Genomic DNA, 12,375 nt, shown 5'->3' with positions numbered 1-12,375 from the left:
GTCCAGAACTTTATTCAGGTGAGTGTTAATCTGAATATGACTTCAAATTAGCTTACTGACCAAATATGCTACAATTCACATCAAATTTGATTTTTGGATGCTAGTATATGACTGAATTGTTTTTTCAGGGTGGCAGTGAAATAGATCGTAGAGATTTAGAAAGCCACTTGTCCTCGTTATGCCAACTTGAAAATGTAGGTGTATTACTTGGAGCTGGGTCATCCAAAAGCGCTGGCGGCATGGTTATGAAAGAAATCTGGTTGGACTTTAAGGCAACCAATGAAGAAGCGATACCGTTGCTGCGAGATACTTACAAACTAATTAGCCAAGAAGACATTGATAATGATTCAGTCAATGTTGAGCTTCTGATCGATGAAGTACTAAAAAACAAAAATGTACTTGATACCTGGCAAAGCGATTCTTCATCGCTCCAAAGTATTTTGGTTGGTTTGTATAGCTCAGTAACGAAAGCAGCTCTGTTAGTTGGCGCTGATTTTCAGAATCTTCATATTGGAAAACGTGAAAAATTCGAAAAGCACAGAAACTTGTTAGAAAAACTTCTTTCGAACAGGCAGCCAGGTCAATCAGCCCCATCTGTCTTTACAACCAATTACGACTTAGCCATTGAGTGGTCAGCAGAAGAATCGGGGATTAACTTAGTAAATGGGTTTTCAGGTATACATTCTAGAACTTTCCAACCCCAATCCTTCGATTTGGGTTTCCGTAATATAAATGCTGTAGGTGAAGCTCGTTTTGGGCATTACAACATGTACTTATACAAGCTGCATGGTTCGTTAACTTGGTATCAAGATGAAGCTGGCGAAGTAATAGAGTGCACTTCATCGAAGGCTTACCAAAATTTTATTCGTCCGCTAACAGAAACTAGTAGTTTCAGTAATAGCCAGCGTCTGATTTACCCAGGAGCCAACAAATACCATCATACGATCGGTTTTGTGTATGGTGAAATGTTTCGTCGATTTAGTGAGTTTTTAACTAAACCTCAAACTGTCTTATTCGTGAATGGCTATGGTTTTGGGGACTATCACATTAATAGAATTATACTTGGTGCGCTACTTAACCCCTCTCTCCATATAGTCATTTGTTATCCAGAGTTGGCCGAACTTTGCGCTGACTGTCAGCTTGAAAACGGTTTAAGCCAAGCTCAGCAATGTGTTGATAAAATCAGGAAAATGCAGTTGAACCAAGTCACTATCATTGGCGGCGTTGATGCATACTTTGACAATTTTGTTGATCTAGTTCCAAAACCTGTTTTATTTCCAAAAAACGATGCCGCGACTGTAATTGCAGAAGCCCTTAGAGATATCAGCTCAGGCAATGCGGGGAATTAGTTATGATTTATAGTGATATATCCCAAATTGGCTACGTAGTATCTCTTGAAGGAACTAGAGTTCGCGTAAACCTTTTGGATAGCCACAAAGGACAGCTTGCCTCACATAGGGGAGGTGTAAACTCAGTTTCTCAACCAGGAGATCTCATAGGGTTTGAGGCTGGCAGGCATCTAGTTATAGCACGTGTTACAGATATGTCTTTTGTTGAGCCTGAAAAAGCTCACGCTACAAAGTTTGGTACGATGAATGTATCAGATATACCACTAAGACAATTAGTTTGTCATGCTATTGGCCACATTAAATCGACCAAAGATAAGTTACATTTTATTTCAGAGAATTGGATGCTCCCTCCATTAGGGGCTAAAGCGGTTCCATTAGACAAAGAACTATTGAAAATCGTTTTTGGAATACCAGAAGAAGAACAAAAATTCTCATTAAGGCTTGGTAGTGACTCAAGAACTCATACCGTAGAAATTAGAGCAGGTATTAACAGGCTTTTAAGTAGGCACTTAGCTGTGTTAGGAGGTACTGGTTATGGCAAGTCAAATTTTAACGCGCTGCTAACGAGACAAATTGCAGAAAACTTCCCTAGTGCGAGAATAGTAATCTTCGATGTCAACGGAGAGTATGCTCAAGCGTTTGAAGGTTTAATAAATGTGAAACAAACTGTCTTAGGAATAGGCAAAAATGTCGAGTCTGATGGATTGTTTTCCAAGGAGCACGTTAACTATCATCGTATACCTTATCAAGCTCTAGGTTGGGCTGGCTTAATCAAACTGCTTCGACCTAGTGATAAAACACAGCTGCCAGCATTAAGAAATGCACTACGCTCGTTGCCTTATATAAAAACAAACCCGTTGAATCAATTTGAAATGCTTGTAGAACAGCATGATTCAGCTACAGGTATGACAAACAGCTTCTCCCTTGTAGATGACTGTAACCCCCTGAACCAAGATTTTTTAGGTTCTTGGCTTAGTGTCCTACAAAAGCTGAATGTGCGACAGCAACTACATTGGCCACCTTTCCGAGGATTAGCTAACTTAGTCGCAGAGTTTGGCTGCGTTGCCGCTAGCCGAAATGCGGGAAAGACGGAGAGAAATGCTTTTAATTATGGAAATGTTCTGCCGCTCATCAAAATTATTCAACAGTTGTCAGAAGACTCCCGCTTTATAGAGGTATTAGATACTTCAGGCGGTCAATTAATTAACTGGGCAGAACCTTGGCAAAAGCCGCTTGAAGAGGAAGTTGACTATATATTTGGTAAACCTAAGGGAAGCCCACAAGACTGGAACGTACACATAATCAACTTGAAGAGCCTAGCTGATGACCTATCTCCACTGGTTTTAGGTGCATTGTTAGAAATGTACGCTGAAGTGCTTTTCAAACGAGGACAAAACAATAGTTATCCAACCCTGTTGTTGTTGGAAGAGGCTCATCAATACTTAAGAGACCCTTATGCTGAGGATGCAAACCAACTAAAAGCCTATGAAAGGCTAGCCAAAGAAGGTCGTAAATTCGGTTGTTCCTTACTTGTTAGCACACAGAGACCATCAGAATTGTCCTCAACCGTTTTAGCCATGTGCTCTAACAGGGTTTCATTGAGGTTAACCAACGAGCGAGATCTCAATGCATTAAGGCATGCTATGGAGAATGGAAACGAAAATGTATTGAGTGAAATTTCAGGTTTACCTAGAGGCGATGCTGTTGGCTTTGGTTCAGCATTTAACATCCCAGTTCGACTGACGATTGATGAAGCCGTACCAGGGCCAGCTTCAACCGATGCTAACTTTGCTGAAGCATGGAGTGTTCCTGCTCTTCCTCAAGTACGGCCCAAAGTAAACTAGCAATTAATGGAGCCTGATCTTGCGTTTTGTCCCCTTTATTAGTTCATGTATCGCAAATACATCTCTCCGCCACTCGGTCTTTCATCTGTACTAACCACTTTGGGGCATAAACGAGTGATAACTGAATGTCCGCGTTTAGCACTTACAAGACTGTCACATTTGATTAAGCTTTATTAGTCAAACCTGACAGTTCAAGTTAAGACTTATTTAGCTACATGTATTCAGCTAAACCAACTCAAAGGGCGCACAGGCTGTGCCCTGATGGTATTTCAGCTGCCATTTATCACCCTCTAACACCCAGACCGAACAACGCTGCGCAAAATCAGACGCCTTACCCTCTTTATCGACCAGCGCAGATTGGTAACGTAATAAATGGACGCCCGGAGCCAATTCATTGCAGTGATAATTTTGCGAATGTACGCTCAATTTTGACGGCGTTTCGTTGCCCATCATGGCAACAATAGAATCAAAGTTGTAGCAGGTGCCCGACATACCCACCTCAGAAAAATCGACATGTAGCAAGCGCTCTATGGCGGTGCGGTTTTGCCTTGTTTCATACTGGTGTAACGCTATTTCATGTGCAATTAAAATATCCATATTACTGCCTTGTGTACTCACCTCACCTGTTTACTTATTAACATAATTTAAGCACTGCGGGTAAAATTTTGGCTTACATCAGAGAAAAAACATAGACTCAGGATAATGCCTGTCAGCATGCCTTCAACCGCAAATAGTGCATCCTGAGCACTGGAGGACACAAAAAAGTCTGAACCAAAGAACCCGAGTAAGTAGACTGCGGGCATACTCACAGCGTAAACCCAACGTCCAATGTTAGAAAAGGTAAGTAAAGACACACTAGCAGCTAATCCCGCAATGGATAGAATACCGATAACCCAGTCCAGTGCCGTCAATGCTGTTTGCTGAGTATGCGCCTCATATTCGGCTAGCAATGGAGGTAAATCTGGTGGACTAAAAACTGCATGAAGGAGGGTAATAACCAAGGTCAACCAACTCATTAGTACTATTGTCCTGAAAACACTCACACTCATATTGCATCCTCTGCGAATTCTATTTTCTACAATTAAATCGATTATAAAGAAAACCCCAAATAGGTCCAGCGTTGATTTAATCAACAATTTGATTCACCGGGCACGCAGAGAAACAAGTATTGAGCGCGACCCGGCTGCAACCTGATCTCAGTTACTTCAGATGACGCAGAAAATAATCCCACCTGAGCCGCACGAAATGAGGATGTTCGTCGAGCACATGGCCCATATTGGGATAGATCATCAAGTCAAAGTGCTTGTCTGCCTTGATCAATGCAGACACCAGTTGCATGGTTGCGGCAGGATGAACATTGGTATCCAGCTCGCCGTGTGCCAGCAATAATTTGCCTTTGAGGTGTTTAGCCCAATGCAGATTAGACTGTTTGTCCCACTCAGGTGTTACCGGGTACCCCATCCAGATTTCGTTCCAGCCCGCCTTGTCAACTCGAAAATCATGGTTGCCCGAAGCCGCGACTCCAACCTTGAAGAAGTCTGGATATTTAAACAAAGCATGAGCTGTATCATAGCCACCAGCGCTAAAGCCAAAGATCCCAACCCGATCTATATCTATGAAGGTATATCGCTTTGCAAGCTGACGGATAGCAGCAACATGATCATCAGCACCACCGCCGAGGTTTTTAAATGAATATTCATGGAATGTCCGGCCCCGCTTGTTGGTGCCTCGTCCATCCATTTTTATCACCACAAAACCCAGTTCAGCCAGTGCATTCGCCTGACGCGAGTAAGTGTTAAAAGATTTAGGTGTAAAAAAGTTATGTGGTCCGGTATATATGTCGTCAATTACGGGATAGCGTTTGCCGGGATCGAAGTCTGAAGGTAAATACATCAAACCATAAACAGTCGTCTTACCATCTGCTGCAAGTGCTTCGAAAGGTTTTGGTGGACGCCAGCCAGTTGCCATCAGCGCACTGATATCAGCACGCTGAATCTCTTGCAAAATGTCGCCCGTGTGACTATCGCGTAACACAGTGACTGGTGCCTGGGTCGCAGTTGAATAGGTATCAATGACAAAATTAAAGTCAGGAGATAAGCGCGTATCATGCTCTGCTGCTTCAGGAGTGAGCAAAGTCAGTCCACTGCCGTCGAGATTAACTCGGTATAAATGCCGAAAATAAGGGTCTCTGTTTGGTTCTCGCCCTGACGCTTCAAAATAGATCTGCCTGCGTTTGATGTCCACCCCACGGATCACCCGAACCGTCATCTTTCCCTGTGTAATGGGGTTGAGCAATTTACCACTACTGGCCTGATATAAATACAAATGCTGAAAGCCGTTACGCTGAGAGCTCCAGATAAAAGCGTCCAGCTCAGGCAGCGCCCGATAAGTCTGTACCCAGGGATCGACATATTTATCATCACGCTCCTCAACCAAAGTGCGCACCTGAGCTGTTTGTGGGTCAATTTCCCGCATAAAATACTGACGATTCCCTCGTCGACGATCATGGTAAACATAGCGACCGTTTTCCTGCCACCAGCCCCACAGCGCACTACCATAATAGGTCTGCATCACCGGCGGCGTATCCAGCTTTGTCGCTCGCTTTTTCGCAATATCCACCAGCACCAGGCTGGCTTGTGGCAATGTCTCCTGCCCTGCCGATGGGTAATAATAATGCACCGCTTTCGGCCTCAGGCTCGCCTCATGATCAGACTGAACCAGGGTATATAAGTCTGTGCCACTACGATCCAGCTGATAGGTGATTAGATAGCGACTGTCTTTGGACCACGCCAGTGAAACACCTTCACGCTGATAGTCTGTGCCCGCCTTAAAGCTACGAGCCGGATTCGGATGAGTCGCAGCATAGGGGTTCTCCTCAGTGCCATCCCGGGTAAGTACAGTCCGCTCTTTTGACTGCCGATTGACTAATATCAGATTGTGGTTTTCAACGATCACCTGCCAAAGTCCATTCGCAGAGACACCTTGTTCTGGTTCTTCGGCCTGTGCAAGTACCTGATGATCACAGGTATAAGCAGGCAGAGTGCAGGACCATTGCGTCTGTTCAATATTAAACGCCAACTGAGACCCGCTGAGCGTAATTTGCTTGAACGGTAATCGCGCTGCTGACACCTCTGTCAGCCCCTCTGTGCGCAACACATCTGCAATTTTCTGATGGTCAAACGCCGCAAACTGTGTGTTCTTACTCGGGTCAACCAGCACAAAGCGGTGATCATGGCCGTGCTGCTGAACAAACCAAAAACGATTCCCCTCATCCAGCCAGTTTGCGGTCAATTTATCGTTTTTGACTAAAGGGGTGAGATTTTGCGGCAAAAATTGTTCAGCCCGTAAATAGAGCTTCTGACTATCTCTTTGTTGCTCTGCCTTTGATTTCCCGACGGGAAGGCTCTGACAGGCTGTCAGTATCAGGCTTAAGCTGACTAATAGTGCCAGTGTGCGCTGTAACATAAGACGGTCTCCTAAACCAAAAAAGCCCACCGTACTAAAGTGATTCGGGTAGGCGGGAGAAATACTGGGTTTCAGCCCAGCGGGGCTGTTCAAGTGAAATTATCAATTGCCATACACGGGCATATACGGATGCACATGCCCGTCACGGTTTCATTTAAAATGAATAGGTATACTTGAGCTGAATGGTACGACCTATGATGTTATGAACACGCGTAGTGTACCCTCGAGTGTATTCATCATTGACCGGCGGCAATTTATCAAATGCATTGGTTACAATCAGCTTCACTAGGCCATACTCATCAAAGTTATACCCTGCGCCCAGATTGACGGTGGTCATAGAGGGGAAGTCCTGCCATTCTTTGCCAATTTCAATATCTTCTGGTGATTCACCATCGAACGAACCTATGTATCGAACGGTTGCGAAACCTTCGAAATCACCATAGCGATAATTGGTTTTGAAACTAGCCCGATACTCAGGCCTGTTAATAAAACCAACATGCTCATAAACAGGATCCGAATTGGTCTTCTGGAATTCATACTTAAGTACTTTGCTCAGTTCTAAGTTGAATTTCAAATCCCCCATGTCTTCAAGATCAACTCTGGCAGCAAATGAGGCATCTATACCCGATGTATCCAGACCAAGATAGTTGGTCACGGTAGAGCCAATCTCAACCACTTCATCTTCACGAGGCAATGATGTGTCACGCTTTACATACAGGCCACTGTAATTGCCCAAGTTACCTAAGTATTCTTCATCAAGTACCGTGCGCCCGCTAATGTCTTTGATCTCATTGGTGATCTCAATATTCCAATAATCTAACGTCATATCAAAATCTTCTGTTAGATTATAGGCAAAACCAAAAGACACCTGCTCTGATTCTTCTGGCTCCAGATCAGGGTTTGAAAACGAGCGGACTGGCACGCTTTGATTGTCACATAAGTCTGATGTAGCGCGTTGCGCTTTTGGAACTGGGTTGCAATACTTAGGATCCCATAACCCATAGTAGCCAATACTTTCCTCCCCAATGGCTTCATTCAGATCTGCCACACGAAAACCCTGACTGAAAGAGCCTCGAACAACCAAATCTTCTGTCACTTCATATCTGACAGACAGGCTACTCGATAACTGCCCCTGATCAGGCAAGCTATATGAGTCATAGCGAGTTGCAGCAGAGACGGTCAATGTATCAAGTATCGGCGCTTCAACCTCTAAATAAGCCGCCCGATAATTGCGGCTACCCACAACATCGCCACCATAGGCGCCTTTGACGTTTCCTGAGTTTGACTGTGCATCTTGCTCATCAAACAATTCGAGTGAACGGTATTCGGCCCCGATAGCATAGCCAATTGCCCCACCATCGAGCTCAAATGGGAGCGTACTTGACCAGTCAATCGTTACGGCCTTGGTCGTACTTTTACCCAGTCTGTGTTGGCTATGACGGAAACTATCCAGCACCTCTTCTGTCGCTTTATCACCACCACCATACGCAAGGGGGTTATAGAGGCCCTCTTCAACCGCTTCATCAAACTTATCTACGAAATAGTAGTAGTTTGACTCCTGCACAAAGCTATCTTTACTATGTGCCAGGTTAACTGACAAACGACCTTCATCAGTGTCCCAGTTAATACCGGTGTTGATATCCAGTAACTCTGTTCTAAATGTAAACTCCCTGGGTAATGCGCCTTCCATGTAGTGATAATAAGTAATATCACGTGCGTCGGCAGTGCCGGCTGTCGGGTTATTTACGTGATCTGCTGCAAGCGTACCACTGGCCCACATAGGAGTAGCCGATGTGAAGTTCTTATCGCGTGTGTGCAAAATGGAGTTATAAAACTCAACATCATCATTAATTTCATAGGTAAAATTGGTGAAGATTGATGTTTTTTCAACCTTTGGCAAGTAGTACTTTCCATCGAAGACATCGTACCCACATTGCTTGCCCATATTCTCTTCGCGGTCTCGAATATTTTCTGCCGGGCAGTCCGGGCCCGGGCTATAAATCCGCTCCCCATCTTCATTTTCATAGCTGTATGACCCCCACGGAGAATAGCGAGAACTCCAGCGTTTTTCATTATGCTCTGCATCTAAATGAGGGCGGTCGCCGCCGCGCAGGCTATCATTTGTCTGGTGCTCCAGCACAACGAGTATCGAGCTTTTATCATTGCTGGTGCCATAGGTCAGTGCACCACCTTGCTGCCCTGCTCCACCACGAGTTGCATGTGACGCATTCACGGAAAGCTGCATACCTTCATAGTCTTTCTTGGTAATAATGTTGATAACCCCACCCATTGCATCAGAGCCATATATTGATGACGCGCCATCCCGCAAGATCTCTATTCTTTCTACTACTTCAATGGGTATCAGATTAACGTTTGTGCTTGAGCCATAGTTTGAAGCAGACGTCGCAACACGACGGCCATTTACCAGCGTCAGAGTCCGGTTGGAGCCCAGTCCTCTCAGGTTAGACGAAGCAAAGTTGCCCGCCGAGTTGTTTGAATGAGCAATCGAAGTACCGGCTGAATTAAAAATACTTTCAGCTAACACACTGGCTATGTCGTTCAGTCCAGTTGCCGTTATATCTGCTTTGGTAATAACCGAGACGGGTCTCGCTGTTTCCATATCTGTTCTTTGGATCCGCGAACCCGTAACCTCTATCCGCTCAGGCTCATTCGCCCCACTTTCATCATTTGCTGCAGCAAACGCATGCCCACTGGCAGACGCGACTGCCAAAGCAACCATATTCATGACAAAAGCCCGACTTGCATTCCCATTGTGACGCATCACTGTACTCCTACGTGTATCAATTATTATTTTTCCCGGTGAAGCAACTATCTAGTTCAATAATTTGTCCCCAGTACCATACTTACGCTACCCTCAATGTATATTGCATGCAATATATTAAATGACAAATCGGCAAAAATATGACAAAAGTATGGTTCTAAGCACAATTAAATAAAGTAGGTACAAGACTTGAGAATACAGTTATCAAGCTGAAATTAAAGGAAAGATTTATCCACCATTCCACGCACTTAGAGAACCAGTAAAATAGACTTTAGTAGTAAATAAATATGACAGCACAAGATAAGTGCTGTCTGACAGAGAAATGTTCAGCTATTTTTAGATTTACCTAATCCAAAAACAATCCGGTTTTTATCAACAATGAAGAGTGACGCCGTTACTCTTCAAAAACATGCACATAACCATCCAGGTCCGGCACAATCACTTTGCCATACCCGACAGCCGGTGCACCATATACGCCACCGTGTACAAACCCGTCAATGGCTTTAGGTTGATATTGCCATTGCTGTTGACCGGTCTGACCATCTACAGCAAAGAAGCCGCGCTTGGTCTCATACCAACCAGGTTCATCATGGCCCGTTGCTCCAATATACACAGTGCCATTGCTCACAACCGGCTGCCCCCAGCTCCAACCACCTGTTTCTAATTGCCAGACCAGATTGCCACTTCGGGCATGGAATTTATTGAGTAAATTAGAATCCGAGCTGCCGATATAAAAGTGCTCACCGTCTGCGGCGGCTGTTGCTGAAGACTCAACCCATGAGCCACCCGGGTACGCTTGCTGCCATAGCAATGCACCACTGTTTGGCTCCAGTCCATACAGATGAGTGTCCCGGGAGCCAATCACCAGCACATCGTCCACCACCAGTGGGCTGGAAGTCAGTGCTCCTTTGGTTTCATACTGCCAAACCAGTTCACCACTTTGTACGTTCAGGGCATACACCGAGCCATCCCAGCTGCTGACAAACACTAAGCCATTGTAGTGTGCAGGCGTAGTGCGAATTTTCCCCTGGGTTTTAAAGTGCCAAAGTACCTCGCCGGAAAAACGAGAGAGTGCATAAAGCTTACCGTCACCACTACCGATAAAGACTTTGTCGCCGTGGACCAGCGCGCTGGATTTGGTATAGTCAAACTCCCACGGAGCATGATTGGCTGGTAAAATACGTTGTACATCAGCATCATTCAAGCTGGTGCGCCATAATAGCTTCCCCTGCCAGCGATTGAGGGCATAAAGATAACCATCGTCGCTGCTTACAAAGATCTGATGATTTTTTATGGTTGGCTTGGAACGCACCAGGCCACCTGTTTTGAACGACCAGGCGAGTTTGGGTCGGTCAATATTCAGCGCATAAAGGTTGCCATCATCACTGCCAAAATATGCGGTATGGTCGCGCAACGTAATACCTCCCCAGTTTTCTCCTTGCACCTGATAACTAAACAGATAATCGCCACTGACAGCAAGTGCAGTCTGAGCGACATCATGGCTGAGCCCGGCAAGTAGTAAACTGGCCAGTCCAAATTGTTGAAGTGTTTTTACTGAGTTCATGGTGTTCTCCTTATGTGGTTTGCAGTCACACTGGAACACAACACGTACGAAAGTCCTGAAAGCACTCTGAAACCTTCTTAAAGATCCTTAAAGTACTCATTAAATTACTTTTATTTTTATAAATTGACGACTTGCTTATGGATTGGCAGTAGCAATGAGCGCCAGCAACTGGAGTAATATGTAACTTTGAATCCTCAGCAAGCCTGCCGGATTGATGCCTGCTGAGGTGATTTGTGCTGTTTAGCCTGTTTATCTCATCCAGAGCAACGCCCAGCGGCTGCCATCAGGTCCACCACGGTGGAAACAACGTGCCGAACCGAGCGCGCTCGAAGCGTAGTTACCACGGGCCACCCAACAATCTATGGTGCCATGAATATCAGTTTGCCAGCCTACAACCGTTTTCGTGGTTGCACTGGTGAGTTTGTCGAGCCCCATGCATCCTTCGACTATCTCATCAGAGGCATAGCTGCGCCTGCAATCCGGCACGTCATTATAGGTAGGCATATAGCTTCCTCGATCTTCGTAACCCCATGAATAACGAATATTTTCAAGTTCCAAAGCTGTCATACTGCTGCCATAAGCACTTTTACCTTCAGCACACCCGACAGTGTTACAGGCAACTTGTTCTCTAACATCAGAAAATGGGCTTAAATCCCCCTGAAACAGCCAGGTAGACTGTGGGTCAACCGCTTCTGTGTCCGGTCCGGGAGAATATTCAGAAATATGCGCTTTGCCCCCCGGAGAGTTTTTGGCATAGGCACCAAGTAAGGTCCAGCCACCCCCATCGGTCGTCATATCACAATAAACAGAAATCGTTTCGCCACTGCTAAGTATGTCATAAACACCATCGCCATTACTGACTCCGGCTTTAAGGATTTCATTGCAGGACGCATATAATCCCGGCGTACTCGACTTAAGCTGCCAGTCCCCTTTTTCTCCTGTGTTCGAAAACCACACTCCGGCATATTGCCTGTCACTGACTAACGCCCCGGTAAAATAGCGAATCTCACTCGTAACCTTGTCTGTCGCTGTCCAGTGAATCAGCTTTTCCTGAGTCGAAACGTTGCCGGACACAACATGCGATGATTTTTCAGCTATAAAATGGCTCGGCTTTCCCGAAAAAACATAGTCGTCTGTTTCAAGCTCAATGAGCTGGCCATCTAAAACTCGGTCAAATTCGAGTATCGCATTATCACCAATTGCGATGCCCGCTTGGGCTGTGAACACAGATGCAAGTGCCGCCGAGACAAGTAGCTTATTACCTGGTACTTTCATATTTCATTCCTTTTTTTATTTTATATTACATAGCATTACGCTTATATAAATCATACGCAGCTTACTCAGTTTAAACAATCAACTTGCGCTAGCGTG

8 protein-coding genes are annotated in these 12,375 nt (G+C 45.1%); 2 read left to right on the top strand and 6 right to left on the bottom strand.

The annotated features are described in order from the left end of the window. The first annotated feature begins 107 nt into the window (after window positions 1–107). Together ELR70_RS03440 and ELR70_RS03435 are read left to right on the top strand one after the other, a co-directional pair. Window positions 108–1,349, top strand: coding sequence for an SIR2 family anti-phage-associated protein (locus ELR70_RS03440; protein WP_054013655.1), 1,242 nt, complete (start codon window positions 108–110; stop codon window positions 1,347–1,349). 2 nt (window positions 1,350–1,351) lie between these two features. After that, the gene (locus ELR70_RS03435) at window positions 1,352–3,193 is read left to right on the top strand and encodes an ATP-binding protein (protein WP_054013656.1); all 1,842 of its coding nucleotides are present in this window, start codon (window positions 1,352–1,354) and stop codon (window positions 3,191–3,193) included. 225 nt (window positions 3,194–3,418) lie between these two features. Here ELR70_RS03435 and ELR70_RS03430 read toward each other — a convergent pair whose 3' ends face one another. The 6 genes from ELR70_RS03430 to ELR70_RS03405 all read right to left on the bottom strand — a co-directional run bounded on the left by ELR70_RS03430 (window position 3,419) and on the right by ELR70_RS03405 (window position 12,279). Then, complete coding sequence (locus ELR70_RS03430; protein ID WP_054013657.1) at window positions 3,419–3,790, bottom strand: nuclear transport factor 2 family protein; 372 nt, start codon at window positions 3,788–3,790, stop codon at window positions 3,419–3,421. 47 nt (window positions 3,791–3,837) lie between these two features. Next, window positions 3,838–4,209: a hypothetical protein gene (locus ELR70_RS03425; protein WP_054013658.1), complete on the bottom strand. Its 372-nt coding sequence runs from the start codon at window positions 4,207–4,209 to the stop codon at window positions 3,838–3,840. A gap of 184 nt (window positions 4,210–4,393) precedes the next feature. Next, window positions 4,394–6,658, bottom strand: coding sequence for a DPP IV N-terminal domain-containing protein (locus tag ELR70_RS03420; RefSeq protein ID WP_054013659.1), 2,265 nt, complete (start codon window positions 6,656–6,658; stop codon window positions 4,394–4,396). Between the two features lie 154 nt (window positions 6,659–6,812). Next, window positions 6,813–9,440 (bottom strand): TonB-dependent receptor, encoded by a 2,628-nt coding sequence (locus ELR70_RS03415; RefSeq protein WP_054013660.1) that lies wholly within the window; start codon window positions 9,438–9,440, stop codon window positions 6,813–6,815. A gap of 394 nt (window positions 9,441–9,834) precedes the next feature. Then, window positions 9,835–11,004, bottom strand: a complete 1,170-nt coding sequence (locus ELR70_RS03410) for a PQQ-binding-like beta-propeller repeat protein (RefSeq protein ID WP_054013661.1) — start codon at window positions 11,002–11,004, stop codon at window positions 9,835–9,837. A gap of 249 nt (window positions 11,005–11,253) precedes the next feature. Further along, a complete protein-coding gene (locus ELR70_RS03405) occupies window positions 11,254–12,279 on the bottom strand; it encodes a fibrinogen-like YCDxxxxGGGW domain-containing protein (RefSeq protein ID WP_054013662.1) in 1,026 nt (341 codons plus the stop codon). Between the last annotated feature and the right edge of the window lie 96 nt (window positions 12,280–12,375).

Origin of the sequence: Pseudoalteromonas sp. R3 (genome assembly GCF_004014715.1) — a bacterium.
Taxonomy (GTDB): domain Bacteria; phylum Pseudomonadota; class Gammaproteobacteria; order Enterobacterales; family Alteromonadaceae; genus Pseudoalteromonas.
The sequence above is the reverse complement of the archived record's forward strand: the minus strand, read 5'-3'. Positions and strand labels throughout refer to the sequence as shown.

Coding starts and splice junctions, on each gene's coding strand:
- ELR70_RS03415 (WP_054013660.1), bottom strand. CDS start 9,440: ATGCGTCACAATGGGAATGCAAGTCGGGCTTTTGTCATGAATATGGTT.
- ELR70_RS03440 (WP_054013655.1), top strand. CDS start 108: ATGACTGAATTGTTTTTTCAGGGTGGCAGTGAAATAGATCGTAGAGAT.
- ELR70_RS03425 (WP_054013658.1), bottom strand. CDS start 4,209: ATGAGTTGGTTGACCTTGGTTATTACCCTCCTTCATGCAGTTTTTAGT.
- ELR70_RS03410 (WP_054013661.1), bottom strand. CDS start 11,004: ATGAACTCAGTAAAAACACTTCAACAATTTGGACTGGCCAGTTTACTA.
- ELR70_RS03420 (WP_054013659.1), bottom strand. CDS start 6,658: ATGTTACAGCGCACACTGGCACTATTAGTCAGCTTAAGCCTGATACTG.
- ELR70_RS03405 (WP_054013662.1), bottom strand. CDS start 12,279: ATGAAAGTACCAGGTAATAAGCTACTTGTCTCGGCGGCACTTGCATCT.
- ELR70_RS03435 (WP_054013656.1), top strand. CDS start 1,352: ATGATTTATAGTGATATATCCCAAATTGGCTACGTAGTATCTCTTGAA.
- ELR70_RS03430 (WP_054013657.1), bottom strand. CDS start 3,790: ATGGATATTTTAATTGCACATGAAATAGCGTTACACCAGTATGAAACA.